Origin of the sequence: Streptomyces hyaluromycini, from assembly GCF_002217755.1 — a bacterium.
GTDB classification, from domain to species: Bacteria; Actinomycetota; Actinomycetes; order Streptomycetales; family Streptomycetaceae; genus Streptomyces; species Streptomyces hyaluromycini.
Window position 1 is genome coordinate 49,312 of sequence record NZ_BCFL01000027.1, and the last position, 25,185, is coordinate 74,496.

Here is a 25,185-nt window from a genome sequence, read left to right on the forward strand (position 1 = left end):
AAGATAACGGGTCTAGCCCAAATGTGATGGCCGGTTCACGCTCTCGTTGGCAGCCGGACCTTTCCGGTTCCCCAGTCGCGAGGAGCGTGGCGGTCGTGAGAGTGACAGTCGTCGGAGCAGGCGTGGTGGGCACCATGCACGCCTGGCAGGCAGTGGAACGCGGCCACGAGGTCGTGCAGATCGAGCGCGAGGCCGAGGCCCGCGGCGCCTCGCTGCGCAACTTCGGGCAGATCTGGGTGAGCGGGCGCGCGGGCGGAGCGGAACTCGAAACTGCCCTGCGGGCCAGGGAGTTGTGGGAGGAGATCGGCGGCCGGGTGCCCGCGCTCGGCTTCCGTGCCAACGGGTCGCTGACCCCGGTGCGCGGCGCATACGAACTCGCCGTCGCCGAGGCCGCCGTGGCCCGCGGCGACGCGGCCGCCCGCGGCCACAAGCTGCTCACCCCCGCCGAGGCCCGTGCCCTGAACCCCGCCCTGCGCGGAGCGTTCGACGCCGCCCTCTACTGCGAACGGGACGCGGCCGTCGAACCCCGCACCGCCCAGCTCGCCCTCCGCGCCGAACTGCTGAAGTCCCCGAACTACACCTTCCTGCCGGGCCGTGAGGTGCGCGAGGTGACCGGAGCGGGGACGGTCCGGGACGACCACGGCGAGGTGCATGCCGCCGACGCCGTCGTCCTGTGCACCGGCGCCTGGCTCGGCGGCCTGGTGCGCGAGCTGGCCGGCCCCGACCTGCCGGTGCGCCGCGTCCGCCTCCAGATGATGCAGACCGACCCGCTCGGCGAACCCCTCCCCACCTCGGTCGCCGACGCCGACAGCTTCCGCTACTACCCCGCGTACGCCTCCCCGGCCCTGGACGAGCTCAACGCCCGCTCGCCGCAGCCGGAGACGGCGGCGACCCACCGCATGCAGCTGCTCATGGTGCAGCGCGTCGACGGCGGCCTCACCATCGGCGACACCCACGAGTACGAACACCCCTTCGCCTTCGACACCGTCGAAGAGCCGTACGAGCACCTCGCCGGCGTCGTCGAGTCCCTCCTCGGCCGGCCGCTGCCGCGCGTCCGGCGCCGCTGGGCCGGGGTGTACGCCCAGTGCACCGACCCCTCGCGGGTCGTCCACCGGCAGCAGGTGGCCGACGGGGTGTGGCTGGTCACCGGGCCCGGCGGGCGCGGCATGACCTGCTCGCCCGCGATAGCCGAGACAACCGCCGACGAGCTGGACTGGTGAGAGAGATGACCCCGACCCCGACCTGGACCCCGACCTCGACCGAAGACATCCGGCTCGTCGTGCTCGACATGGCCGGTACGACCGTCGCGGACGGCGGGCTCGTCGAGCAGGCGTTCACCGCGGCCGCCCGCCACCTGGGCGCCGACCCCGACCGGATGATCGACTACGTCCGCGCCACGATGGGCGAGTCCAAGATCTCCGTCTTCCGGCACCTGTTCGGCGAGGAGGCCAGGGCCCAGGAGGCCAACAGGGCCTTCGAGGCGGCGTACGCCGAACTCGTCGACGCGGGCAGGGTCGAGGCGCTGCCCGGGGCGCGCGAGACCATCGAGGAACTTCAGGGGCGGGGCCGTACGGTCGTGCTGACCACCGGTTTCGCCCGCGCCACCCAGGACGCGATCCTCGCCGCCCTCGGCTGGCAGGACCTGGTGCCGCTCACCCTGTGCCCCGCCGACGCCGGGGGCCGCGGGCGGCCCTGCCCCGACATGGTCCTCACGGCCTTCCTGCGGACGCGGGCCGCCGACGGGGTCGGGCAGATCGCCGTCGTGGGCGACACCTCGTACGACATGCTCAGCGGGGTGCGCGCCGGGGCGGGGCTGGTGGCCGGCGTCCTGACCGGGGCGCACGACGCGGACGCCCTGCGGGCGGCCGGGGCGACCCTGGTGCTGGACTCGGTGGCCGACCTGCCGGGAGCGCTCGCATGAGCAGCGGGATCAGCAGCGGCATCCGCTTCGACTCGGTGAGCGTCGCCTACGACGGGAACGTGGTGCTGGACTCCCTCGACCTGACCGTCGGGCCCGGCGAGGTGATGGCCCTGCTCGGGCCGTCCGGCTCCGGCAAGACGACCGCGCTGCGGGCGGTCGCCGGGTTCGTACGGCCCGTCTCCGGGCGGGTGTTCCTCGGGGACCGGGACGTCACCGACCTGCCGCCCCACCGGCGCGGAATCGGGATGGTGGTGCAGCAGTACGCGCTCTTCCCGCACCTGCGGGTCGCCGACAACGTGGCCTTCGGGCTGCGGGCACGCAGGACACCCAAGGCCGAGGTCCGGGAGCGGGTCGCCGAGGCGCTGGAGATGACCGGGATGGCGGCGTACGCCCGCCGCCATCCGCGGGAGCTGTCCGGCGGCCAGCAGCAACGGGTCGCGATCGCACGGGCGTTGGCCATCCGGCCGGAGGTGCTGCTCCTCGACGAACCACTGTCCGCGCTCGACGCGCAGCTGCGGTCCGGGATGCTGGCCGAACTCGGCCGGCTGCACCGGGAGTTGCCGGACGTGTCGATCCTCTACGTCACCCATGACCAGGTCGAGGCGTTGACGCTGGCCGACCGGATCGCGGTCATGGACAGGGCGCGGCTACGGGCGTGCGGGACGCCGACAGAGCTCTACCGGGCGCCGGCCGACGAGTTCACGGCGTCCTTCGTCGGCGGGGCGAATCTGCTGCCGGTGACCGTGGGGGCCGGGGGAGTGGACTTCGCGGGGGTCGCGGTGAAGGTCGACACGGGGGGTGTTGCGGCCGGGGCTAGGGCGACGTTGTGCGTGCGGCCGCACCTGGTGGGGCTCGGCGAAGGGCCGAACAGGCTGGTCGGCACGGTGACCGATGTGCAGTGGCGGGGGGCCACGCATCGGCTGTGTGTCGAGGTGGGTGGGGAAGTGGTGATGGCCGATCTGAGGGAGTTGCGGGATCCGCCGGGGTTCGGGGATTCCGTGAGTCTGCATTTCGCGGCGGAGGATGCGGTGTTGCTGCCGGTCGGAGTCGGCCGTGGGTGAGGTTGTGGCTCGGCTGCGGGCCGGTGGGGGCTGGTCGCGCCCACGCGGCGGCAGCCGCAAATCAGATACAGCCCCGCGCCCCTTTCGGGGCGCGTTGGTCCTGCCGCCCGTTGCATTGCTCGCCCTCTTCTTCCTCTATCCGCTCGCCCTCGTCGTCCAGCAGTCCGTTCACCCCGACACCGGCGGTACTTCCCTCCAGCCGTACGCCGACGTGTTCGCCTCCGAGTCGTTTCGCAACGCTCTCTGGACCACCGTCTGGATCGCCGCCGCCTCCACCGCCGGCTGTCTGGTGCTCGGGTTTCTGCTCGCCCTCGTCATCGCCTTCGTTCCCTTTCCCGGAGCCAAGGCCGTCGCCCGGTTCATCGACGTCTATCTCTCCTTTCCGTCCTTTCTCATCACGCTCGCCCTGCTCTTCATCTACGGCACGACCGGGATCATCGGGTCGTTCCAGTTCCTGACCACGCCCTGGGGGGTGCTGCTCGCCGAGGTCACCTACTTCACGCCGTTCGTGATGCGGCCGGTGCTCGCCGCCTTCTCCCAGGTGGACGCCGCGCAGATCGAGGCGGCGTCGAGTCTGGGGGCGCGGGCTCCGCGGATCGTGCGGCAGGTGATCCTTCCCGAGGCGCTGCCCGCGCTCGCGGCCGGCGGGAGTCTGGTGCTGGTGCTCTGTCTGAACGAGTTCGGGATCGTGCTGTTCACCGGCGCCAAGGGGGTCACGACCCTGCCGATGCTCGTCTACAGCAAGGCGATCCTGGAGTCCGACTACCCGGGCGCCTGCGTGGTCGCCGTCGTCAACGTCCTGATCTCCGTGGGTCTCTACGGCCTCTACCGGGTGGTGAGCCGTCGTGCTGGTGCATAGCCGCGGGGCCAGGTGGGCGGTGTGGGCGGTGTTCGCCGTGCTGTTCCTGCCGCTCTTCGCCCTCCCTCTCCTCGTCGTCCTCGGCGCCTCCTCCGCCACCCACTGGTCCGGCGTGCTGCCCTCGGGGCCGACCGTGGCCAACTTCCGGTCCGCCACCCGCGGCGACGCCCTGCAGGCCCTCACCACCAGCCTCGTCACGGCCGTCACCGCGAGCCTGCTCGCACTGGCCGTCGGCACCTGGGCCGCGCTCGCCGCGGCCGGGCTGAAGAAGCGGTACCGGCGGATCGTCGACGCCCTGTTCGTGCTGCCGGTCGCCGTGCCGTCGGTGGTGGTCGGGCTGTCGCTGCTGGTGGCCTTCTCCAAGCCGCCGATGCTGCTCAACGGCACCCGGTGGATCGTGATCCTCGCGCACACCGTGCTGGTGACGGCCTTCGCCCACCAGTCCGTGTCGGCCGCGATCACCCGCCTCGACCCCGCCTACGAGCAGGCCGCCGCCTCCCTCGGCGCCCGGCCGGCGTATGTGCTGTGGCGGGTCCGGCTGCCCCTGCTGCTGCCCTCGCTCACCGCCGCCGCGGGGCTCTGCTTCGCCCTCTCCATGGGCGAGCTGAGCGCCACGATGATGCTCTATCCGCCCGACTGGACCCCGCTTCCGGTCCTGATCTACTCGGCCACCGACCGCGGCGCCCTGTTCGCCGGCTCCGCCCTGGCGGTGGTCCTGATGGCGGCGACCCTGATCGTCCTGTTCGCCGTCTCCCGCGTCCGCAACAGAGCCTCGTACCGCTGATCCGATTTCCCTCATCCGTGCAAGGAGTTCGCCTCGCCATGCCCAGAAACACGTTCAAGATCGCCGTAGCCGTCTCGCTCCTCGCCACCCCGCTGCTCTCCGCCTGCGGCGGCTCCTCGGCCGCCGCCGACGAGAAGGCCGTCACCGTCTACAGCGCCGACGGCCTCAAGGGCGAGAACAACGACGGCTGGTACGACAAGGTCTTCGCCGACTTCACCCGGCAGACCGGCATCAAGGTCAAGTACGTCGAGGGCGGTTCCGGTGAGGTGGTGCAGCGCGCCCTGCGGGAGAAGAGCAACCCGCAGGCCGATGTGCTGGTCACGCTCCCGCCGTTCGTCCAGCAGGCCGACAGCAAGGGGCTGCTGCAGAAGTACGAGCCCGAGGGCTCGGCGCGGGTCGGCGCCGCCGACAAGGCCGCCGACGGCACCTGGACCTCCGTCGTCAACAACTACTTCGCCTTCGTCTACGACAAGAAGGAGCTGAAGCAGGCGCCGACGACCTGGGAGGAACTGCTCGACGGCACGTACAAGAACAGGCTGCAGTACTCCACGCCCGGTGTCGCCGGCGACGGAACCGCCGTGCTGATCAAGGCGATCCACGACTTCGGCGGGGAGAAGCAGGCACTGGAGTACCTCGGCAGGCTCCAGGCCAACAACGTCGGGCCGTCCGCCTCCACCGGCAAGCTCGCCCCCAAGGTCGACAAGGGCGAACTGCTGGTCGCCAACGGCGACGTCCAGATGAACTACGCCCAGTCCAAGACCATGCCCAACCTGGGCATCTGGTTCCCGGCGGCCGAGGGCGGCAAGCCCACCACCTTCGCGCTGCCCTACGCGGCCGGCCTGCTCACCGGCGCCCCGCACACCGAGAACGGCCGGAAGCTCCTCGACTTCATGCTCGCGCAGAAGCAGCAGGAGGAGGTCAGCTCGATCGGCGGCGGCTTCAGCGCCCGTACCGACGTCAAGGCCACCGACGCCAACGCGGCCGCGCTGACGAAGCTGATGGACGGCGTCGACGTGTTCACGCCGGACTGGAACGACATCGACAAGAACCTCACGTCGTACGTGGCGGCGTGGAAGTCGGCGACCGGCAGCTGACCGGCAGGTGAGCCGGGCGTTCCCGGGTGATCCCGTGTGTGTCTAGTCTGGGGGCGTCGGTACGCCGTGGTTCCGGCGCCCCAGCTCACGCATGACCCGTACGTACGCCAGGAGACGCACCACATGGCAGAGCGCAAGCCCATCGAGTCGTGGCTCACCGACATGGACGGGGTTCTCATCCACGAGGGCGTTCCGATCCCCGGAGCGGACGCCTTCCTGAAGAAGCTGCGGGAGTCCGGGCGGCCCTTCCTGGTGCTCACGAACAACTCCATCTACACCGCCCGTGACCTGCACGCACGGCTGCGCCGGATGGGTCTTGACGTGCCGGTGGACAACATCTGGACCTCGGCGCTGGCCACCGCCCAGTTCCTGGACGACCAGCGGCCCGGCGGCAGCGCCTACGTCATCGGCGAGGCCGGCCTGACCACCGCGCTGCACGACATCGGGTACATCCTCACCGACCACGAGCCCGACTTCGTCATTCTCGGCGAGACCCGCACCTACTCGTTCGAGGCGCTGACCAAGGCCGTGCGGCTGATCAACGACGGCGCCCGGTTCATCGCCACCAACCCCGACAACGTCGGCCCGTCCGTGGAGGGCGACCTGCCCGCCACCGGCTCGGTCGCCGCGCTGATCACCGCCGCGACCGGCAAGCAGCCGTACTTCGTCGGCAAGCCCAACCCGCTGATGATGCGGGCGGGCCTGAACGCCATCGGCGCCCACTCGGAGACCTCGGCGATGATCGGCGACCGCATGGACACCGACGTCCTCGCGGGCCTGGAGGCCGGGATGCGCACCTTCCTGGTGCTGTCCGGCGTCACCCAGCCGGCCGACGTCGACCGCCACCCCTTCCGGCCCTCCGAGGTCGTGGACTCGATCGCGGACCTCGTCGAGCGGATCTGAACCGCCGCCGAACGGCCTCCGACCGGCGAGGACCGGCGGGCAGCACCAAACCTGTCGCCACCCGTACGGAGCAAGAAAGCGCCCCCCGAGGATGCGGGGGCGCCCGGTGCGGGGGAGCCTCCAGATATCTGGAGGTTCACGATGGGCTCACTTCGCCTCACTCTCTGTACCGGACTCCTGGTCTGCGCCGCCGGTCTCTCCGGCCTCTCCCCGGCGGCCGCCCGTGCGGCGGACGGCCAGGGCGTCACCGTGACCCCGGCTTCCCCGTCCGCCGGGTCCGTCGTGGCGCTGCGGGTGAGCGGCTGCTCGGGTACGACCGGCACCGCCGTCTCGACGGCCTTCGTCTCGGACGCCCGCCTCGGCGGCACCGGCGGCGACCTGACCGGCCAGGCCCAGGTCCGCTCCACGATCGGCGCCGGCACCTACGACGTGCGGGTCAGCTGCGCCGGCACCGCCGTCACCGGCAGCGTCGCCGTCGTGGCGCAGTCGTCGTCCGGGCCGGACGTGCCCGGCTTGCTGCCCGCCTCGCCGGTCGCGCCCGTGCACGCGGGCGGCGGGGGCACCGCTCCGCTCGCCTCGGTGGAGTCCCGCTCGGCCGGTCCCGACACCGCACAGGCGGTGACCGGCCTGCTCCTCGCCGCTTTCGCCGCGGCCGCCGTCGGACTGCTGAGGGTCCGTCGCGGCCGCGGTTCGCGCTGAGGACGGGACCGCATGTCCGACGACACCGAACGATTCCCCGGCACCGGACGGCTGCTGACCGGGGTGGCCTGGGCGATCCTGCTGCTCGGGCTGTGGCTGTGGGGCCGCGGGGTGACCGAGGTGCCCGACGGGATGACGGGTCCGACCACGGGTGACGTGGCCGCCGTCGGCCGCCCCCCGTCCGACCCCGAACTCCCGCCCGCCGCCAAGCCGTTGACCTCGGCCGTGCCCGAGCGCGTCGACATACCGGAACTGGGCGTGCAGGCCCCCGTGGTCGCCCGCGGTCTCGACCGGGACGGCGGGGTCGACCCGCCGCCCTTCGACCAGCCCGGCGTGGTCGGCTGGTACGGCTCCGGGACCGACCCCGGCGCGGCCGGCACCGCGGTCCTGGTCGGGCACGTCGACACCGAGACCCGGCCGGCCGTCTTCTACAAGATCAGCGCGATGCGCCCCGGCGAGACGATCCGCGTGGTCCGCGCCGACAACACGGTCGCCGAGTTCACCGTCGACGACGTCCGGGTCCTGCCCCGCGACCACTTCGACGCCCAACAGGCCTACGGCACGCGGGAGTCCGGCCGTGCCGAGCTCCGCCTGATCACCTGCGGCGGCACCTTCGACCGGACCACCCACAGCTACACGGCGAACGTGATCGTCTCGGCGTACCTCACCGGCACCGCCGTATAGGGCCGGAACACCGCGGTCACCTGTCGCCCGGTCGACGGCCTGCTCCCCTGAGACCGCCGACCGGGCCGGTCCTCGACCGCGCGCTCGGGCCGCGGGAGTAACCCGGCGTCAGGCGCGGGAGGCTGGGAAGGCGGCCGGGGCGCGGGCCGCCCGCAAGCGACTCTAGAGGGCAACAGGCGCCCGGGCCTAGGTTCGTGCCCGCCAAGCCTCCCCCCACTCGTCGACTCGCCCGTAAACCCGCCCGTCAATCCGGGCTGTAACAGCTCACCGACAAGGGTTGGGCGATCTCGTGGCGAGTGCGGCTGGTATGTCACGATTGGGCTCTGGCCAAGTGCACCCAGGGGGGAATTGGATGTACGACAGCAGGGGAGCCCGCTCGGCGGCCCGGGCCGGGGCACTGGGAGCGGCGCTGCTGCTCGCCGGCTGCTCCTCGGGCGGCGGCGGAGGCGGGGACAAGCCGGCCGCGAGTCCACAGGCGGCGATCACCCAACAGCCCAAGGAGGCCGACCCGTTCTGGGTGAACCCGGACTCCAACGCGGCCCGCCAGGTGAAGGCCTACGCGAAGGCCGGCAAGGACGGCGACGCCGAGCAGATCCGCAAGATAGCGGCACAGCCGACGGGCGAGTGGATCGGCCCGGAGAACCCGGAGCAGGAGGCGCGCGGCTTCACCGAGGCCGCCCAGAAGTCCGACCGCACGGCCCTCCTGGTCCTCTACAACATCCCGCACCGCGACTGCGGCCAGTACAGCCAGGGCGGCGCGGCCGACGGCGACGCGTACCGGGCGTGGATCGACGGCGTCGCGAACGGCATCCAGGACCGCCCGGCCACCATCGTCCTGGAACCGGACGCGGTACTGCACCTGGTGGACGGCTGCACCCCGGCCCGGTTCGCAGAGGAGCGCTACGACCTGTTACGCGGCGCGATCACGAAACTCAAGTCCCTGAAGAACACCAAGGTCTACCTGGACGCGGGCAACGCCGGCTGGGGCCACCCCGACCAGATCTACCAGCCCCTCCAGGAGGCGGGCGTCACCCAGGCCGACGGCTTCGCGGTCAACGTCTCCAACTTCTACTCCACCCAGGACTCCATCACCTACGGCAAGCAGCTGTCGGAGAAGGTCGGCAACAAACACTTCGTCATCGACACCAGCAGAAACGGCAACGGCCCGTACGCGGGCGGCAACCCGGACGAACGCTGGTGCAACCCCCCGGGCCGGGCCCTGGGAGAAACCCCGACGACGAAGACGGCCGACCCCTTGGTGGATGCCTACCTGTGGGTCAAGCGCCCGGGAGAATCGGACGGCACCTGCAAGGGCGGCCCGCAGGCGGGGAATTGGTGGCCGACCTACGCCTTGAAACTCGCCCAAGGGTCGGATACCTAGGGGCGCGGGGCGGAGTCAATTTGCGGCTCCGCCGCGCGAGCGCGACCAGCCACCACGCTCCCGCAGCCAAAGGCTTACATGCGGGAGCGCGGCGGCAGCGCGGAGCGCTACGGCACCTTCACCCACTGCGCCACGCTCGGCGTCCCCTGATCGTCATCCACAAAAATCATGTACCACCCCGACGGCACCAGATTCCGATTCCCCGGCACAGTCACCGTCACCCGATTCCCCGACGTCTTGAAGTCCAGCGCAATGCTCCGCTGATCCACATCCGTCACATGGGTGGTGGCACTCGGCCGGATCAGCCGCACCTTCTTGATGGCCGAAGCGTGCTGTGACGTGAACGTCCCCGACCCGCCCCGGGCGATGGTCTGCGGCCCCCCGCTCAGCGACGGCCGTGAGTCCCGGTACAGATACGGCGGCGTGTAGATCTCGATGCGCTGCTCGAAGACCCCCGGCTTGGTGTTCGCCTTGTCCGCGAACAGCGGGTTGGAGCCGAAGAACATCACGCGCCCGTCCGGCAGCAGGATCGACCCGGAGTGGTAGTTCCGCCCGACCAGCGGATCGGCCACCCTCCGGAAGGAGTTGGTGGCGGTGTCGTAGATCCGCGCCTGCCTGATGTCGGAGTCGCCGCGCCCCCGGTAGTCCTCGGACCCGCCCGACACCAGGACGGAGTCGTCCGGCAGAACGGAGATCTGCGGATACCGTGTCCCCTTCTCCAGCGAGGGTCCGTCCGTGAACTTCGGGTCGGGGTCCTTCAGGTCGATCAGCCGCGTCTTGTTCGTGGACAGCGCGGACTCGCCGACCCCGCCGCCCCCGACCACCATGTACTTCTCGGCCTGCGCCGGCGGCAGCAGCACGGTCCCGGACGTCTCCAGCATGTTCGGGTCGCTGAGCCCGGACAGCTTGGTGAACTGATTGGTGTCGACGTCCCAGATCCCCGGGTCGCGCCCCACGTCGTCCGGGCCGTACCCGGCGTTGGAGCCCGAGTAGAAGAGCTTGCCGTTCTGGAGCAGGAACAACGCCGGATAGGTGGGGAATTGCCGCTTGTACTTCGTGTACGTCCAGGTCTTCGTCTTCGGGTCGAAGACCTCGTTCTTGCCGGGTACCAGCTGCCCGATGTCGTCGAGTCCCGAGACGCTGAGCACCTTCCCGTCCGACAGGGTGGTGAGCGTCGGATACCAGCGTGCCTCGTTCATCGGGTCGACCTTGATGTACTTCTCGGCGACCGGGTCGAACTCGTAGGCGTTCTTGATGCCCTCGAAGTCCCGCTTGTCCATGCCGAGTTTGTTGGCGATGCCGTAGGTGTTGCGGGCGTCGGCGCCGGTCAGTCCCGCGATGCTGTAGTTGTCCTGGGTGCCGGTCTCGTACTGGGTGCCCTGCTTGGGTGCCTCCACGACGACCCGCGCGTAACCGGGGTTGTTCCGCAGGAACCTGCCGGTCTTCTTGTCGAAGACCTTCGTCGCGCGGGGGATCAGCGCCGAGTCGTCGGAGACGAACGTCTTGCCGTTCTGCTTGCCGGTGAACCGGGTGCCCTTGGGCAGGGTCATCGGTTTGTCCGGGTTCTCGTTGTAGAGGATCATGACGCCGCCGGCCTTCTTGACGTCGCCCTTGAGCTTCTCGTACTGCTTGGTGCCGCCCGCGATCAGGATGTTGCCGTTGGCGAGCTGGGTGTGCCCGGTGCAGAACAGGTCGGCCGGGGTGGGCACCTTCTTGATCGTGCCCTTGACCGGGTCCCAGATCCGGCTGTCGTAGATCTTGGCGTCGAAGTTGTCCTGGTTGTTGCCCGAGCCCGCGACCAGCAGCACCTTCCCGGTGTGCAGGAGCACCGCGTGGATGGTGTCCTGGCGGTACTCCTTCGGGAACTCGATGATGTCCCAGTGGCCGTTCTCGGCCTTGTACTCCGGTCTGTTGATCTTGTACTGGTGGTAGCGCTCCGTCCCGAAGCGGTACAGCCACGGCCCGTTCATCCCGGCCAGGGCGAGCACGACCACCGTACTGATCGCGAGACGACGAGCCCGGCGGCGGCCGGCACTGTCGTTCATTCCTTACGTCCCCCCAGTCCGCTGCTGCCGCCCAGTCCGCTGCTGCCGCCCAGTCCGCCGAGCGCGATCCGCATGGTCTGTTCTGCGGGGGTGCCGGTGGGCGGCGTCCAGGTCGGCCGCTGCTGGGGCGCGTGTGCCGCGGGTGCGTATCCCGCCGGTACCGCGTCCTCGGGCTCGGCCACCGCCATGGGCGCCCTGCGTTCCTTGCGCAGCGTGTACTGCCAGGCGAAGATCGGCGCGGCCGTGATCAGCAGCGCCAGCGTGGCCCAGGTGAGCATCGCGGGCTGCGAGTGGCCCTTGACGAAGCCGGCGGCCAGCGAGCCGCCGAAGACCAGGATGAAGAACCAGTGGATCCGGAACGTCCCGAAGAGGGTGTCCGGGCTGGCCGACTCGCCCTTGGGCGTGACCACGAACCTGCTCTTGCGGCGCAGCACCGCGTCCATGAGGGAGCGGGCGTAGATCGGCGCGGACAGGGCCGACATCACCATGCCGGCGACCCCGCCGGAGCCCTCCGGTTCGTGCGGGGAGACGTTGTGGCGGCGGTTCCAGATGTAGAGGCCGATCTGGAGCGCGGAGGCGTTGCCGTAGAGCATCAGCCACACGGTCGGGTCGATGTTCACACCCGAGGCGCCCAGGCCCAGGAACAGTGCGCAGCTCAGCGCCGCCAGGATCCAGTTGACGGCCGACATCGGGTAGAAGATGATCATCATCGTGTAGTTGAAGAGCTTGCCGGGACCCAGGCTGAACAGGCCCTTCCAGTACTGCTTGAGGATCGTCTCGTACGTGCCCCGGGACCAGCGGAGCTGCTGGGTGAAGAAGTCGGTCCAGGCGTTCGGGCCCTCGCCGACCGCGAGCACGTCCGGGGTGTAGACCGAGCGCCACTTGCGGCCGGTCGCCGGGTTCCTGGTGCGGTGCATCTCGAAGCCCGTCGCCATGTCCTCGGTGATCGAGTCGTACAGGCCGCCGATCTGCTTGATCGCCCTGATCCGTACGGCGTTGGAGGTGCCGACGAACATGGGGGCGCCGTAGCGGTTGCCGGCGCGCTGGATCAGGGCGTGGAAGAGGAACTGCTGGGACTCGGCGGCCTTGGTGACGAACGTGTCGTAGTTGCCGTACACCTGCGGGCCGATGACGAAGCCGACGTCCGGGTCGCGGAAGTACCCCAGCATCCGCTCCAGGTAGTTGGGCAGCGGTACGTGGTCGGTGTCGACGGAGGCGAAGATGTCGTACTCGTCGCCGTGCGCCTCCAGCCAGGCGTTGTAGTTGCCGTGCTTGGTCTTCGCGCGGTGCGGGCCCTTGGGCTGGTTCCACCGCTCGACGCCCTTGCGGGTGAAGTGGTGCACGCCCAGGCGCGCGCAGACCTCCTTCACCTCCGGGTCGTCGCCCTCGTCGAGCAGCCAGACGTGCAGCAGTCCGCGATGGCGCAGCCGGACCGCCGCCTCCAGGGTCCGGGTGACCATGTCCAGCGGTTCCTTGCCGGGCACGAACGTGGTGATGAAGGCGACCCGGGTGCCCGTCTCCGGGATCACCGGGACCGGGTCGCGGGCGACCAGGGTCGCGTGCGCGTTGGACAGCACGTTCATGCAGCGGAAGAACTCGATCAGGCCGATCGACACCAGCATCACGATGTCGAGGGCCGGCAGGAAGTCGTACGCCGGGTAGTCCCGCTGGGTCCAGTGCTCGGGCTGCATCAGCCAGGTCAGCAGCACCAGTGAGAGCAGCGGGGCCGCGCCCAGCATCAGCGCGGCACGGACGCGGTGCGGTTCCTGGGAGAGCAGCGAGCGGTACCGGACCTTGTACGGCCTGCTCGGGTCGGGCTGGGTGAGGGGGCCCGCGAGCCGGCTGTAGTGCTCGTAGTCGTATCTGGGCAGTGTCTTCTTGATGCGGCCCAGGGCGCCGGCGGTGGTGCGGTGCGCGGGCACCCGGAGCTGTGCGGTCTGTGACGGATCGTATTCCTGTTCCTGCCGGGCGCCCATCGGCGTCGACGTCATGAGTCATCCCCCCACACGCATGTAAGCGCATGTCATCGGTCCCACCGCCCGCTCGGATCCCCCTCGACCCTGCCGGGCGCGTCAATGACGGGGCACAGTCGTCCCACAGAATATGGACACGGACCGTGACCGTCCGGTTGCATGATGCCCCCCTCGGCACCGATTCATGACCGGGGCCCCTCACCCCGCAGATCTGGCAACCGGCTATCTACCCCCCAAGTGCCGCGAAACACCGGCACTTTGGACATCCAGGGTTCTACGGTGCTCATCATGATCGCAAGAGCGAAACACGGTGTTTACCGCGCATACGCGTTCATTGTGGAGCATGTGGGGATGGTGTGGATGCGGGACCGCCGGTGCTTCTTCCGGGGGCGGTGTGAGGCCGGTGAAGGGGTCCTGGTCCTGATCCGGCGCGGCATCGGCCGGGAACACGCGAAGGCCCCGGCCGCACGAGGTGCGGCCGGGGCCTTCGGTCATGTGCGCCGCCAGGGACTCGAACCCCGGACCCGCTGATTAAGAGTCAGCTGCTCTAACCAACTGAGCTAGCGGCGCGTGCTGACATCGAGAACTCTACCCGACAGGGGAGCGTGCTCCCGACCATCGGCCACCAGGGCGACCCTCGTCCGCCCCCTGCTGTACATCATTCGGACCGTCAGCATGCGCACCGGGAAGACAGTTGGGAAAGTGGTTAATGTGCACAGTCCCGGACATATCAGCCCGAAGTGTGAGGGGAATCGCATGCCGGCCCCGGTATTCGAGGAATTCGACCCCGCGAACAACTGCGAATGCCCCGGATGCGTCCACTGGCGGCGGGTGGGCGGGTCCCCGCTGCCCGGCCGCTTCGGCGGGCACCCGGCCGCCCGGGGCGTCCTGGTCGTGGCCGCCGCCGCGTCCGCCGCCCTCGCCGCGAGCGCCCCGACGGCCGCCGCCCACAGCACCCCGCCCGCCCCGCACCGGTCCGCCGCCCCCGTGGATCCGGTGCCCGAGACCCCGCAGGGCACCAAGTCCCCCCTGCACGGGCCGGGCGGCAAGCCCGCCCGCGGCCCGGTCACCACACCCCCCATCACCCGTACGCAGATCATCAACCGGGCCAAGACCTGGATCGCCGCCCAGGTGCCGTACAGCATGTCCCTCTACTGGACGGACGGGTACCGGCAGGACTGCTCGGGCTATGTCTCCATGGCCTGGGGGCTCACCGGGAACGAGTGGACCGGGAGCCTCGACCAGTTCGGCACGAAGATCACCAAGGAGGAGCTGGAGCCCGGCGACATCCTGCTCTTCCACAACCCGGACAACCCCGAGAAGGGCTCTCACGTCGTGATCTTCGGCGGCTGGACGGACTACACCCACACCTCCTACACGGTGTACGAGCAGACACCCCCGAAGGCCCGCAGCCAGCCCACGCCCTACGCCTACTGGACCAACTCCGCCAAGTACGTCCCCTACCGCTACAACGGCCTGATCGCGGACCCGGGCACGGCGGGCGCCCAGGCCGGGAAGACGTCGGTGCCGTTCCCGGGGGCGGCCTACTTCGGGCCCGGCGCCGACAACAAGTACGTCACCCTCCTCGGGCAGCTGCTGGTCGCCCGGGGCGCGGGTGCCCACTACACCAAGGGTCCGGGGCCGGTCTGGGGCCCGGCGGACCAGCGGGCCGTCCAGGCCTTCCAGAAGGCCCAGGGCTGGACCGGCGCCGCCGCCGACGGCCTGCCGGGGCCGCACACCTGGGAACTCCTCGCCACCGGCAAGGGCAAGAACATCAAGCCCGCAGCGGCCTCGTCCGCCCCCGCCTCGCACGGGGTCCCGGGCTATCCCGGCAAGAACTGGTTCCGCCCGGGTGCCGTCAACGACCACGTCACCCGGCTCGGCAGGCAGCTGGTCAAGAAGGGCTACGGCCGTTTCTACGCCCAAGGCCCCGGTCCCGCCTGGGGCGAGGCGGACCGCAGGGCCGTCGAGGCGTTCCAGCGCGCCCAGGGCTGGCGCGGCGGCGCGGCCGACGGCTACCCGGGTCCGGAGACCTGGCGCCGCCTGTTCCTGTAACGACCCCGACGATCACCTGAAGCATCTGGCGCGGAGGCTGGAGGCAGGCATGAGTACGACGACCGCACACACCCCTGATTCGGACGGGCCCCCGGACGGCGGAACGCCGGCCCGTCCGGTTCCCCGGCTGATCCAGAACGAGATCACCACCGAGATCCCCGTCCATCTGCTGTTCCGCGACGACCCCGACCCGGTGTCGGTGCCGCTGCGGCCCGCCGTGGTCGCCCGCCGCCAGGGCACCGGCGAGCAGCCCCGGCTGCGCCGCCCGGCCATGCACAAGCCCCGGCCGGTCGCCGCCGTCGACCCCGAACTGACGGAGTGCCCGGCCCGGGTGCTGCCCGGCGCGGCCGGGGTGGCCGCGGGGCTCGGCGGAGTGGCCGGGGGCTTCGCCACCTCCTGGTGGGCGGGGGTGCTGCCGCCGCTCGCGGCGCACGCGCTGCACCTGCCGGCGTACGGGAGCGCGGGGCTCGGCCCGGCGCAGTGGGCCGCGTACGCCGGAGCCGGCGCGCTCGGCCTGTTCGGCTTCGCGGGGCTCGCGCGCGGGGTGACCGGCCGGGCCTGGGTGCTCGGCCTGTTCGGCCGGTACCGGGGGACGGTGCGGCGCACCGGGCTGCTCTGGGTCAACCCGCTGCTGCTGCGCCGCCGGGTCGACGTCCGGCTGCGGCACTGGCGCAGCGAGGAGATGCCGGCGGCGGACGGCAACGGGGTCGCGCTCCGGGTCGTCGTCCTGGTGGTGTGGCGGGTGCGGGACACCGCGCGGGCGGCGCTCGGCGTCGAGGACCACGAGAGGTATCTGCGCGAGTGCGTGGAGGCCGCGCTGGCCCGGGTGCCGGTGGAGCCGCCGGGTACCGCCCGGGGTTCGGTGGAGATGGCCACGGACGCGCTGACCCGGCTGGTCACGGCGGACGCGGCGGGCATCGGCCTGGAGGTGTTCTCCGTGCAGCCGGTCCGGGTGGAGTACGCCCCGGAGGTCGCCGGGGCCATGCACCGCCGCCGGATCGCCGCGCTCGACGCGCAGCAGCGGGCCACCGTGCTCACCTCCGTCGTGGACTCGGTCGAGGACACGGTGACCCGGCTGACCATGCGCGGACTCGTCGAACTCGACGACTACGAGCGCAAGGTGCTGGTGCGGGACCTGACGGTGGCGTTCTGTTCGGGGCGCACCGGGTCCGCGCCGTGATTGGTATGGACATGTCTTTGATATAGACACAGTCAATTCGCGGCAATAATCTGGGACTTGGTCTAGACCTGCACGGCTCACCGAACTTCCCCCACGTTCTCCAGGAGCGGCAGCATGCGTAAACGGACCAAGGTGTCGGCCGTCGTGCTCGGTGTGGCGACCGCCGGAGCCTTCGCACTCTCCACCGGCGGCGCCAGCGGGCACGGCTACACCGACCTCCCCATCAGCCGGCAGAAGCTCTGCGCCAACGGCACGGTGACGAACTGCGGCGACATCCAGTACGAGCCGCAGAGCGTCGAGGGCCCGAAGGGCTTCCCGGCGGCCGGTCCCGCCGACGGCCAGATCTGCAACGGCGGGCTGAGCAGGTTCGCCCAGCTCAGCTCGCCCACCACGCCGTCGGGCGGCGCCTGGCCGACGACCAAGGTGACGGGCGGCCAGACGTACACGTTCCGCTGGCAGTTCACGGCGATGCACGCCACGACCGACTTCAAGTACTACGCCACCAAGCAGGGCTGGAACCAGAACCACGCCCTCGCCCGTTCGGACCTCAACACCACCCCGTTCCTCACCGTCCCCTACAACGGCCAGCGCCCGCCGGCCACCCTCAGCCACAGCGGCACCCTGCCGACGGGGCTGAGCGGTCACCACGTGATCGTGGCGGTCTGGACGATCGCCGACACGGGCAACGCGTTCTATGCCTGCTCGGACGTCACGTTCTGACCGGTGTCGTTCGACGACTGGGTAACACCGGGCTGATCTGAGCTTCGCTTGAGGACCCGCCGCGGGCCGCGGGGGTACGTTCCCGCCACACCGGTCAGTTCGACCGGTGTTCGGAAACGGGGGACCCCATGGGCCTGATGGAAGTGTTCTTCTATGTCCTTCCCGGCATCTTCGTCGTCGTCGGTGTCCTCGGGTTGGTCAGGACGCTGAGGCGGTCGAGCGAGATCAGCCGGGCGTGGCGTCACGGGCGTACCGCCGAGGCACGCTGTCTGAGGTCGTACACGACGACCAGCGGCGGCGGCGGGGACACGGCCGTGACGACCACGCTGCATCATGTGTTCGAGTTCACGACGGCCGAGGGGCGCACCGTCCGCATCGACGAGCGGAACGGGCGGTCCACGGTCGTCGAGGGTGACTTCGTGACGGTGTACTACCTGCCGGAGAACCCGGAGGGCGGCACGGCACAGCCGCCCGCGCAGGGGAAGCTGGCCGTGGGGACCGGGTGCACGGTGGCGTTCTTCGCGGTGTTCATCGGGTTCGCGCTGGCCTTCATGGGGGTGGCGCACTTCATTTTTTCGGCGGCGGACAGTTTCGGGCCGTGAGTGCCGGTGAGGCCGTGGGCCTCTGCGGGCCGGTGGGGGCTGGTCGCGCCCGCGCGGCGGCAGCCGCACATTGATACAGCCCCGCGCCCCTTGGGGGTTGCGCCTCCGGCGCTGCGAGGTGCTGTGTGTCGCGCCCGCGCGGCGGCAGCCGCACATCGATACAGCCCCGCGCCCCTTACGGGGCGCTGCACATCTGACGGTGTGTCAATTACCCTGCTTCTCCATGGAGTCCAATGGGCGCACCGTTGCTGAAGCCGTCGCCGCCCGATGGGGTGATCACCGGCCGGGGTTGTGGTTCGAGGAGCGGGTGCTGACGCATCACGAGGTGGCCGGTGGGGCTGCGGCCAGGGCGGCGCTGTTTGCCGACCTGCTGCCTGCCGGCGCCGTGCCCCACATAGGCGTCCTTCTCGACAACACCCCCGAGTTCCCGCTCTGGCTGGGGGCCGCGGCGCTTGCCGGGGCCGCCGTGGCCGGGGTCAATCCGACCCGTCGGGGGGCCGAGCTGGCGCGGGACATCCTGCACACCGAGTGCCCGGTTCTCGTCACCGAGCGGGCCCGTCTTCCGCTGCTCGCCGGGCTCGACCTGCCCGGCGTCCGCGTCCTCGTCACCGACGAACCGGAGTACGCCTCCCTCCTCTCCCCCTACCTCGGCGCCTTCCCGGACGCCTCCCGGGCCACCCCCGCCGACCGGATCCTGCTCTACTTCACGTCCGGCTCCACCGGTGCTCCGAAGGCCGCGCTCTGCTCCCAGGGCAGGCTGGCCGCGGCCGGGCGTTCGCTCGCCGGGCAGTTCCACGTCGGCCCGGACGACGTGCACTACATCTGCATGCCGATGTTCCACGGCAACGCCGTGATCGCCGACTGGGCGCCCGCGCTGGTGGCGGGCGCCGGGGTGGCGTTACGGCGGCGGTTCTCGGCGTCCGGGTTCCTGGGCGACGTACGGCGCTACCGGGCGACCTACTTCACCTATGTCGGCCGGGCCGTGCAGTACGTCCTCGCCACCGAACCGCGCCCCGACGACCGGGACAACCCGCTGCGGCTCGGGTTCGGGACGGAGGCCGGGGCCGTGGACGCGGCGGCCTTCGAGGAGCGGTTCGGGGTGCGGCTGGTGGAGGGGTACGGGTCCTCGGAGGGCGGGGCGGCGATCCAGTGGTCGCCGGGGACGCCGGCCGGGGCGGTGGGGCGGGCGGCGCCGGGGCTCGTCGTGCTCGACCGGGAGTCGGGGCAGGAGTGCCCGCCCGCCGTCTTCGACTCCGGCGGGCGGCTGCTGAACGGGGAGCAGGCGATAGGGGAGCTGGTGAACCGGGCGCCGAATCCGTTCGAGGGGTACTGGCGGAACCCGGCCGCGGAGGCGGAGCGGCGGCGGGGCGGGTGGTATTGGACCGGGGATCTCTTCTACCGGGACGGGGAGGGATACCTGTACTTCGCGGGGCGCACCGACGACCGGATCCGGGTCGACGGGGAGAACCTGGCCGCCGCGATGATCGAGAACATCCTGGCCCGGTACGAGGGCGCGGAGGCCGTCGCCGTGTACGGGGTGCCGGATCCGGTGACCGGGGACCAGGTGATGGCGACGATCGCAGGGCGGTTCGAGCCGCTGGACTTCGCCGAGTTCCTGCTGGCCCAGCCGGATCTGGGGACGAAGATGGCGCCCCGGTTCGTGCGGGTGGTGGAGCGGATGCCGGTGACGGCGACCAACAAGATCCAGCGGGCCGCGCTGCGCAGGGAGGGCGTGCGGTGTGCCGACCCGGTGTGGTGGCGGCCGCCGGGGGAGCAGGCGTACCGGAGGCTGACGCCGGAGGACGCCGGGACGTGGCGTCCGTCCGGCGACCGTATGCCCGAAGGCCCGTACATGCGTGCACACTTGGGCAATTGACCCCGTGTTAGCGTGCGCCGAAGTCGACCTGGACGGCTACCCGAGAGGATCATCGACATGGCACATCACGTCTCCGGCCTGGGCATCAGTCCCACGAGCATGGACCCCAGGAGCCACATCACCGACATCTTTGTCTTTCAGAGTCCCGGTGACGCGGACAGGACGATCCTGGTGATGTGCATCAATCCGCACTCGCCGATCACCGCCGACGCCGTCGACTCCGAGTCGGTCTACGAGTTCGGTGTGGACAACGACGGCGACGCGGTGAACGACGTCGCCTTCCGGGTGCGCTTCTCGCCGGTGGCGGGGGACTCGCAGAGCGCCAGTGTGCAACTGGCGACCGGCCGGGGCCCCGCGGCCGACGTCGAGGCGGGCGAGACGATCATCGCGGATGCCCCGGTCACCTTCGGCGCGAAGCCGGAGATCACCGCGGTCGGCGACTTCAGGTTCTTCGCCGGGCTCCGCAGTGACCCGTTCTTCGCCGACCCGATAGGGGCCGGGAACAACTTCCAGTGGACCGGTCAGGACTTCTTCGCCGACAAGAACGTGTTCGGCATCGTGCTGGAGGTCCCGAACAGCGTCCTCGGCCCGGATCCGCAGGTCGGCGTCTGGGCCCGGGTCCTGGTTCCGCACGACGGCCGCCTGGTCCAGGGCGACCGGGCGGGACGGCCCGGGATCGACAACAACTTCAACCACAGTGACGACGACAAGCGCGTATGGAACCAGCAGGAGCCGGTCAAGGACCGCGAGCTCTTCCTCGACAAGTTCGCGCACATCTTCGAGCACGGGGGCTACCCCAAGGACGAGGCGGTCACTCTCGCGGAGGGCCTGCTCCCCGACCTCGTGACGTATGACTACTTGAGCGCCGCGGGGTCCCCGAACGGCCGCAATCTCACCGACGACGTCATCAACGAGGGGATCGCCCTGCTGACCAAGGGCGCCGCGCCCCACGACGGGCTGCGGCCCCATGACGACCTCAGCTCCGAGTTCCCCTTCCTGGGGGACCCGCACTAGGGCATAAAAAATGACCTGGGGTGATAAAAACCCCAGGTCATCACAGGTGCGCCGCCAGGGACTCGAACCCCGGACCCGCTGATTAAGAGTCAGCTGCTCTAACCAACTGAGCTAGCGGCGCATGACTCACGCCGACCGTTCGAATCGTCTTTCGACTGCCTCGCGCGGCTGGCGACGAAGAAAATACTACCCGGTCCGACGGGGTGCTTCCGACCGGGCCTAGATGGCTAGGGACAGCAGCACCGGAGCCGCGCTGCGGTTCAGGGCGTCGGCGGCCTGGCGGAGCCGGTGTGCGTGCTCGACCGGCAGGGACAGGGCCAGGCAGCCCACGGCCGAGCCGGCGGTGATCGGCACCGCCGCGCACACCGTGCCGATCGCGTACTCCTGGAGGTCCAGGACGGGGACCGTCGGCGGCTGTGCCGCCAGCCGGGAGAGCAGCAGCTTGTCGCTGGTGATGGTGCGCGAGGTGAGGCGGGCCATCTTGTGCCGGGAGAGGTGGTCGCGGCGGGCGTTGTGGTCGAGCTGGGTGAGCAGGCTCTTGCCGATCGCGGTGGCGTGCGCGGAGGAGCGGAAGTCCACCCACTCGTTGACCGCGGGGGTGGCCGGCCCGGCCGCGTACTGGCCGATCCGCACCTCGCCGTCGACGTACCGGCTGAGATAGACGGCGGCGCCGACCGAGTCGCGCAGCCGGTCGAGGGTCTGCTGGAGCTGCTCGCCGAGGGCCTGCTCCCGCTCCTGCGCGGAGCCGAGCCGGCGCAGGGTCTCGCCGGTCACGTACGCGCCGTCGGTGACCTGCTCGACGTAGCCCTCGCGGCGCAGCATGCGCAGCAGTGCGGTCAGCCGGTCGGGGTCCAGGCCGGTGCGGCGGGCCAGTTCGGTGTCGGTGACGCCACTGGGGTGCCCCGCCACCGTCTCCAGGACCCGCAGGGCTTCCTGGGCGGAGTGGTACGGGGCGGTCGGCTCGTGCATCAGCGCCACGGTGGTCCCCCTGCGCTCGCTCGGCGGTACTGCTTCGGCAGCACTGCTTGGGCCGCGATCCGGACAGCGGATCCTCTCCACAGTAACGGGCAAGCGCCGGAAACGGAGGGGGTGTTGGCGAGATTCCGGCCCTCCGAACTGCGGCTAAGACCCTCTGGCATATGTCAGCGGAATGACCCGTGCGCCGGACCTCGGATGATCGAGCATTCACTTCCTGTAATCATGCCGCTGCGCGGGGAAACTTTTACGGTGTCGGCGGTGGAATTATCTACAGCACCGCGCCGAGGAACTCCCGGGTCCGCTCGTGCTCGGGCTCGCCGAAGATCCGCTCCGGCGGGCCCGCCTCGATGACCCGGCCCGCGTCGAACATCAGGACCTGGTCGGAGATGTCCCGGGCGAAGTTCATCTCGTGGGTCACACAGAGCATCGTGATGTCGGTGGTGCGCGCGATGTCCCTGAGCAGGTCGAGGACGCCTGCGACCAGCTCCGGGTCGAGCGCCGAGGTCACCTCGTCGAGGAGCAGCACCTTCGGCCGCATGGCCAGCGCCCGTGCGATCGCGACGCGCTGCTGCTGCCCGCCGGAGAGCCGGGTCGGCCGGGCGTCGGCCTTGTCGGCGAGGCCCACCAGGTCGAGCAGCTCCCGGGCCCGCGCCTGCGCCTCCTCCTTCGGCAGGCCGAGCACGGTCACCGGGGCCTCGGTGATGTTGCGCAGCACGCTCATGTTGGGGAACAGGTTGAACTGCTGGAACACCATCCCGATCTGCTTGCGGACCTCCCGCAGCTCCTTCTCGGGCGCCGGGAAGAGCCGCTGCCCGTCGACCGTGATGGTGCCCGCGTCCGGCTTGGTCAGGGTCATCAGCAGCCGCAGGATCGTGGTCTTGCCGGAGCCGGAGGGCCCGATCAGGGTGACGTGCCGGCCCGTCTGCACGGTGAGGCCGAGGCCGTCGAGGACGGTGTTGTCCCCGAACCGCTTGGTCACCCCCTCGATACGGATCAGCTCGTCGGACGTCGTACCGGCGGTACCCGGCTGCTTGCTGGTCTCAACGGACAAGGCGACGCTCCAGGGTGCGCAGGAGAAGGGAGGCGAGGTAGGAGACGACGATGAAGGCCACGCCGATCACCGTCACCGGCTCGGTGAACTGGAAGTGCTGCTGGGAGAAGAGCCGGGCCTGGCCGAGCATCTCCAGCACGGTGATCGACATCAGGACCGGTGTGTCCTTGAGCATCGAGATCACGTAGTTGCCGAGCGGCGGCACGACCCGGCGCACCGCCTGCGGCAGGACGACCGCGAACCAGGTCCGCCGCGCGGGCAGGCTGAGCGCCGTGGCCGCCTCCCACTGCCCGGCCGGCACCGCCTCGATGCCGGCCCGGTAGACCTGCATGGTGTACGTCGAGTAGTGCAGGCCGATGGCGAAGACCCCGGTGGTCAGCGCGGAGAACGCCAGCCCCCACTCGGGCAGCACGTAGAAGAGGAAGAACAGCTGCACCAGCAGCGGGGTGTTCCGCACGAATTCCGTGACCACCCCGACCGGCCAGCGCACCCACCTGGTCGGCGTGCGCATCAGCAGCGTCCAGACCAGCCCCAGCGAGAACGAGATCAGCGAGCCGAGGGCCAGCGCCTCCAGGGTGACCCACAGGCCGTCCCAGAAGTGCGGCATGAACTCGCGTACGGCACTCCAGTCCCACGTCATGCGACACCACCGACCCCGGTCGTCTCCCTGCGCTTGACTGCCCGCGCCGCCCGTTCGTCGCCCGGGTCCTTGCCGATACCGGCCTTCAGCCGCTTCTCCAGACCGCGCATCAGCCGGGTGATGACGAACGCGATCACGAAGTAGATGGCGAGCAGATACGTGTAGATGTGCGCGCTCTCCTGCAGTGCCAGCCGCACCAGGTTCCCGCTGAACGCCAGGTCGCCCATGCCGGTGACGGACACCAGGGCGGTGCCCTTGAGCAGCTCCACCAGCAGGTTGCAGTAGGAGGGGATCATCTCCGGCACCGCCTGCGGCAGCAGGACCAGCCGCAGCCGCTGCCAGGGCGTGAAGCCGAGCGCGATCCCGCCCTCCCGCTGCGCCGGGTCGACCGCGCCCAGTGCCCCGCGCACGATCTCCGCGCCGTACGCGCCGTACGTCAGCCCGAGCGCGAGCGTGCCCGCCCACAGCGGCACCAGCTGCCAGCCGAAGGCGACCGGCAGCACGAAGAACACCCAGAAGATCATCACCAGCGCCGAGGTGCCGCGGAACACCTCGGTGTAGAGACCGGCGAGGAACCGCACGATCCAGTGCCGGTTCGTCCGCGCCACGCCCACCACCAGGGCCACGGCCGTCATCAGCAGCCCGCTGAGCACCAGCAGCTGAACGGTCGTCCAGGCGCCCTTGAACACGAGGTCCCACAGTCCCGGGGTCATCCGCTCTGCCCTCCGCCGCACAGCTCCTTCGCCGTCAGGCCGGTCATCTCGGCCTCGGTGAAGCCGAACGGCCGCAGGATCCGGAACAGCTCGCCGCTCTTCTTCAGCTTGCGCAGCTCCACGTTGAAGGCGTCCCGCAGCCTCGTCTCCGCCGACCGGAACGCGAACGCGCCCCCGTCCACGTGCGGTTTCCCGGCCACGAGCGGCGCGAACGCCCTGGTCGCCTCCGCCTTGGCCGACTTCCTGACGACCGCACGCGTGGTGAGCGCCGTACCGGCGAAGACGTCGACCCGCCCCGCCTCCACGGCGTTCAGTCCGGCGACCTGGTCGGGAACGATCAGGATGTCGCTCTCCTTGTACCCGGCCTCGACCGCGTACTGGATCTCCGCGTACCCGGTCCCGGTGGCGAACTTCGCCTTCTTCGCGACGACGTCCCGGTAGTCGTGCAGCCCCTTGGGATTCCCCTTGCGCACGATGAACGAATCGAGCATCTGGTAGTCCGGATCCGCGAAGATCACCTGCGCGCACCGCTCCGGATTGACGTACATCCCGGCGGCCACGACGTCGAACTGCTGCGAATTCAGTCCGGGAATCAGCGAACCGAACTCGGTGGGCACCGGCTGCACCTCGCGGACCCCGAGCCGCCTGAAGACCGCCTTGGCCAACTCCGGTGCCTCACCGGTCAGACGACCGTCCTTGTCGATGTATCCGAAGGGGATCTCACCGGCGATCCCGAGCCGTACGACACCCTGGGCGCGCAGCCGTTGCAGCAGGTCACCGCCGTCGGTGCGGGCCGCGGTGGCGGTGGCCACCCGCGTGCAGCCGGCGGCGGCCAGTGCGCCGACGGCGGCGACACCCGCGAGCACCGCGCGCCGAGTTTGTCTGGATTCGCGCCTTGATGTGGCTGTCTCGTTCCCATGTGGTGGAGCCATGGCGGCGCGGCTACCCGGCC

23 protein-coding genes and 2 tRNA genes are annotated in these 25,185 nt (G+C 70.4%); 16 read left to right on the forward strand and 9 right to left on the reverse strand.

The window, feature by feature from the left end; translation table 11 throughout:
* Positions 1–95: 95 nt before the first annotated feature.
* The 10 genes from SSP29_RS35975 to SSP29_RS36020 all read left to right on the forward strand — a co-directional run bounded on the left by SSP29_RS35975 (position 96) and on the right by SSP29_RS36020 (position 9,386).
* A complete protein-coding gene (locus tag SSP29_RS35975) occupies positions 96–1,220 on the forward strand; it encodes a TIGR03364 family FAD-dependent oxidoreductase (protein ID WP_089105115.1) in 1,125 nt (374 codons plus the stop codon).
* Between the two features lie 5 nt (positions 1,221–1,225).
* Positions 1,226–1,921, forward strand: a complete 696-nt coding sequence (locus tag SSP29_RS35980) for a phosphonatase-like hydrolase (protein WP_089105116.1) — start codon at positions 1,226–1,228, stop codon at positions 1,919–1,921.
* Complete coding sequence (locus tag SSP29_RS35985; protein WP_089105117.1) at positions 1,918–2,982, forward strand: ABC transporter ATP-binding protein; 1,065 nt, start codon at positions 1,918–1,920, stop codon at positions 2,980–2,982. The genes SSP29_RS35980 and SSP29_RS35985 overlap by 4 nt, the downstream gene beginning before the upstream one ends.
* Complete coding sequence (locus tag SSP29_RS35990; RefSeq protein WP_150135564.1) at positions 2,945–3,841, forward strand: 2-aminoethylphosphonate ABC transporter permease subunit; 897 nt, start codon at positions 2,945–2,947, stop codon at positions 3,839–3,841. The genes SSP29_RS35985 and SSP29_RS35990 overlap by 38 nt, the downstream gene beginning before the upstream one ends.
* Positions 3,828–4,625, forward strand: coding sequence for an ABC transporter permease (locus SSP29_RS35995; RefSeq protein ID WP_150135565.1), 798 nt, complete (start codon positions 3,828–3,830; stop codon positions 4,623–4,625). Before SSP29_RS35990 ends, SSP29_RS35995 begins: the two co-directional genes overlap by 14 nt.
* 38 nt (positions 4,626–4,663) lie before the next feature.
* Positions 4,664–5,719, forward strand: coding sequence for a 2-aminoethylphosphonate ABC transporter substrate-binding protein (locus SSP29_RS36000; RefSeq protein WP_089105119.1), 1,056 nt, complete (start codon positions 4,664–4,666; stop codon positions 5,717–5,719).
* Between the two features lie 123 nt (positions 5,720–5,842).
* Positions 5,843–6,622 (forward strand): HAD-IIA family hydrolase, encoded by a 780-nt coding sequence (locus SSP29_RS36005; protein ID WP_089105120.1) that lies wholly within the window; start codon positions 5,843–5,845, stop codon positions 6,620–6,622.
* Between the two features lie 141 nt (positions 6,623–6,763).
* The gene (locus SSP29_RS36010) at positions 6,764–7,321 is read left to right on the forward strand and encodes a hypothetical protein (protein ID WP_089105121.1); all 558 of its coding nucleotides are present in this window, start codon (positions 6,764–6,766) and stop codon (positions 7,319–7,321) included.
* Between the two features lie 12 nt (positions 7,322–7,333).
* Complete coding sequence (locus tag SSP29_RS36015; protein ID WP_089105122.1) at positions 7,334–8,005, forward strand: class F sortase; 672 nt, start codon at positions 7,334–7,336, stop codon at positions 8,003–8,005.
* Between the two features lie 352 nt (positions 8,006–8,357).
* Positions 8,358–9,386 carry a glycoside hydrolase family 6 protein gene (locus SSP29_RS36020; protein WP_089105123.1) on the forward strand — a complete coding sequence of 343 codons (1,029 nt, stop codon included), beginning with the start codon at positions 8,358–8,360 and terminating at the stop codon, positions 9,384–9,386.
* A gap of 107 nt (positions 9,387–9,493) precedes the next feature.
* Here SSP29_RS36020 and glxA read toward each other — a convergent pair whose 3' ends face one another.
* From glxA to SSP29_RS36040, 3 genes are all read right to left on the reverse strand, one after another.
* Positions 9,494–11,431 carry a radical copper oxidase GlxA gene (glxA, locus tag SSP29_RS36025; RefSeq protein ID WP_089105124.1) on the reverse strand — a complete coding sequence of 646 codons (1,938 nt, stop codon included), beginning with the start codon at positions 11,429–11,431 and terminating at the stop codon, positions 9,494–9,496.
* Entirely contained in the window at positions 11,428–13,422 is a 1,995-nt protein-coding gene (locus SSP29_RS36030) for a glycosyltransferase family 2 protein (RefSeq protein ID WP_089105125.1), read from the reverse strand. The genes glxA and SSP29_RS36030 overlap by 4 nt, the downstream gene beginning before the upstream one ends.
* 478 nt (positions 13,423–13,900) lie before the next feature.
* Positions 13,901–13,974, reverse strand: a tRNA-Lys gene (locus SSP29_RS36040).
* A gap of 186 nt (positions 13,975–14,160) precedes the next feature.
* On the opposite strand from SSP29_RS36040, the gene SSP29_RS36045 reads away from it, so the two are divergent.
* From SSP29_RS36045 to SSP29_RS36070, 6 genes are all read left to right on the forward strand, one after another.
* Positions 14,161–15,459: a peptidoglycan-binding protein gene (locus SSP29_RS36045; RefSeq protein ID WP_089105127.1), complete on the forward strand. Its 1,299-nt coding sequence runs from the start codon at positions 14,161–14,163 to the stop codon at positions 15,457–15,459.
* Between the two features lie 49 nt (positions 15,460–15,508).
* Positions 15,509–16,639, forward strand: a complete 1,131-nt coding sequence (locus SSP29_RS36050; protein ID WP_089105128.1) for an SPFH domain-containing protein — start codon at positions 15,509–15,511, stop codon at positions 16,637–16,639.
* A gap of 114 nt (positions 16,640–16,753) precedes the next feature.
* On the forward strand, positions 16,754–17,359 hold the full coding sequence (locus SSP29_RS36055; RefSeq protein ID WP_089105129.1) for a lytic polysaccharide monooxygenase auxiliary activity family 9 protein: 606 nt from the start codon (positions 16,754–16,756) through the stop codon (positions 17,357–17,359).
* A gap of 128 nt (positions 17,360–17,487) precedes the next feature.
* Positions 17,488–17,961, forward strand: a complete 474-nt coding sequence (locus tag SSP29_RS36060) for a DUF3592 domain-containing protein (RefSeq protein WP_150135568.1) — start codon at positions 17,488–17,490, stop codon at positions 17,959–17,961.
* Between the two features lie 223 nt (positions 17,962–18,184).
* Positions 18,185–19,837 (forward strand): long-chain-fatty-acid--CoA ligase, encoded by a 1,653-nt coding sequence (locus tag SSP29_RS36065; RefSeq protein WP_089105130.1) that lies wholly within the window; start codon positions 18,185–18,187, stop codon positions 19,835–19,837.
* 57 nt (positions 19,838–19,894) lie between these two features.
* Positions 19,895–20,851 carry a DUF4331 family protein gene (locus tag SSP29_RS36070; RefSeq protein WP_089105131.1) on the forward strand — a complete coding sequence of 319 codons (957 nt, stop codon included), beginning with the start codon at positions 19,895–19,897 and terminating at the stop codon, positions 20,849–20,851.
* A 47-nt stretch (positions 20,852–20,898) separates the two neighbouring features.
* On the opposite strand, the gene SSP29_RS36075 is transcribed toward SSP29_RS36070, so the two are convergent.
* The 6 genes from SSP29_RS36075 to ehuB all read right to left on the reverse strand — a co-directional run bounded on the left by SSP29_RS36075 (position 20,899) and on the right by ehuB (position 25,165).
* Positions 20,899–20,972: transfer RNA gene (locus tag SSP29_RS36075), tRNA-Lys, on the reverse strand.
* A 98-nt stretch (positions 20,973–21,070) separates the two neighbouring features.
* On the reverse strand, positions 21,071–21,829 hold the full coding sequence (locus tag SSP29_RS36080) for an IclR family transcriptional regulator (RefSeq protein WP_167450073.1): 759 nt from the start codon (positions 21,827–21,829) through the stop codon (positions 21,071–21,073).
* A gap of 268 nt (positions 21,830–22,097) precedes the next feature.
* Positions 22,098–22,880: an amino acid ABC transporter ATP-binding protein gene (locus SSP29_RS36085; RefSeq protein WP_089105132.1), complete on the reverse strand. Its 783-nt coding sequence runs from the start codon at positions 22,878–22,880 to the stop codon at positions 22,098–22,100.
* Complete coding sequence (gene ehuD / locus SSP29_RS36090; RefSeq protein WP_089105133.1) at positions 22,870–23,520, reverse strand: ectoine/hydroxyectoine ABC transporter permease subunit EhuD; 651 nt, start codon at positions 23,518–23,520, stop codon at positions 22,870–22,872. Before ehuD ends, SSP29_RS36085 begins: the two co-directional genes overlap by 11 nt.
* On the reverse strand, positions 23,517–24,233 hold the full coding sequence (gene ehuC / locus SSP29_RS36095) for an ectoine/hydroxyectoine ABC transporter permease subunit EhuC (RefSeq protein ID WP_089105134.1): 717 nt from the start codon (positions 24,231–24,233) through the stop codon (positions 23,517–23,519). Before ehuC ends, ehuD begins: the two co-directional genes overlap by 4 nt.
* Positions 24,230–25,165 carry an ectoine/hydroxyectoine ABC transporter substrate-binding protein EhuB gene (gene ehuB / locus SSP29_RS36100; RefSeq protein ID WP_089105135.1) on the reverse strand — a complete coding sequence of 312 codons (936 nt, stop codon included), beginning with the start codon at positions 25,163–25,165 and terminating at the stop codon, positions 24,230–24,232. Before ehuB ends, ehuC begins: the two co-directional genes overlap by 4 nt.
* Between the last annotated feature and the right edge of the window lie 20 nt (positions 25,166–25,185).

What these genes read in the sequence shown, in the direction of transcription:
- SSP29_RS35980 (WP_089105116.1), top strand. Translation starts at nt 1,226, where the DNA reads ATGACCCCGACCCCGACCTGGACCCCGACCTCGACCGAAGACATCCGG.
- SSP29_RS35985 (WP_089105117.1), top strand. Translation starts at nt 1,918, where the DNA reads ATGAGCAGCGGGATCAGCAGCGGCATCCGCTTCGACTCGGTGAGCGTC.
- SSP29_RS35990 (WP_150135564.1), top strand. Translation starts at nt 2,945, where the DNA reads ATGCGGTGTTGCTGCCGGTCGGAGTCGGCCGTGGGTGAGGTTGTGGCT.
- SSP29_RS36000 (WP_089105119.1), top strand. Translation starts at nt 4,664, where the DNA reads ATGCCCAGAAACACGTTCAAGATCGCCGTAGCCGTCTCGCTCCTCGCC.
- SSP29_RS36005 (WP_089105120.1), top strand. Translation starts at nt 5,843, where the DNA reads ATGGCAGAGCGCAAGCCCATCGAGTCGTGGCTCACCGACATGGACGGG.
- SSP29_RS36010 (WP_089105121.1), top strand. Translation starts at nt 6,764, where the DNA reads ATGGGCTCACTTCGCCTCACTCTCTGTACCGGACTCCTGGTCTGCGCC.
- SSP29_RS36015 (WP_089105122.1), top strand. Translation starts at nt 7,334, where the DNA reads ATGTCCGACGACACCGAACGATTCCCCGGCACCGGACGGCTGCTGACC.
- SSP29_RS36020 (WP_089105123.1), top strand. Translation starts at nt 8,358, where the DNA reads ATGTACGACAGCAGGGGAGCCCGCTCGGCGGCCCGGGCCGGGGCACTG.
- glxA (WP_089105124.1), bottom strand. Translation starts at nt 11,431, where the DNA reads ATGAACGACAGTGCCGGCCGCCGCCGGGCTCGTCGTCTCGCGATCAGT.
- SSP29_RS36030 (WP_089105125.1), bottom strand. Translation starts at nt 13,422, where the DNA reads ATGACGTCGACGCCGATGGGCGCCCGGCAGGAACAGGAATACGATCCG.
- SSP29_RS36045 (WP_089105127.1), top strand. Translation starts at nt 14,161, where the DNA reads ATGCCGGCCCCGGTATTCGAGGAATTCGACCCCGCGAACAACTGCGAA.
- SSP29_RS36050 (WP_089105128.1), top strand. Translation starts at nt 15,509, where the DNA reads ATGAGTACGACGACCGCACACACCCCTGATTCGGACGGGCCCCCGGAC.
- SSP29_RS36055 (WP_089105129.1), top strand. Translation starts at nt 16,754, where the DNA reads ATGCGTAAACGGACCAAGGTGTCGGCCGTCGTGCTCGGTGTGGCGACC.
- SSP29_RS36060 (WP_150135568.1), top strand. Translation starts at nt 17,488, where the DNA reads ATGGGCCTGATGGAAGTGTTCTTCTATGTCCTTCCCGGCATCTTCGTC.
- SSP29_RS36065 (WP_089105130.1), top strand. Translation starts at nt 18,185, where the DNA reads ATGGAGTCCAATGGGCGCACCGTTGCTGAAGCCGTCGCCGCCCGATGG.
- SSP29_RS36070 (WP_089105131.1), top strand. Translation starts at nt 19,895, where the DNA reads ATGGCACATCACGTCTCCGGCCTGGGCATCAGTCCCACGAGCATGGAC.
- ehuD (WP_089105133.1), bottom strand. Translation starts at nt 23,520, where the DNA reads ATGACGTGGGACTGGAGTGCCGTACGCGAGTTCATGCCGCACTTCTGG.
- ehuC (WP_089105134.1), bottom strand. Translation starts at nt 24,233, where the DNA reads ATGACCCCGGGACTGTGGGACCTCGTGTTCAAGGGCGCCTGGACGACC.
- ehuB (WP_089105135.1), bottom strand. Translation starts at nt 25,165, where the DNA reads ATGGCTCCACCACATGGGAACGAGACAGCCACATCAAGGCGCGAATCC.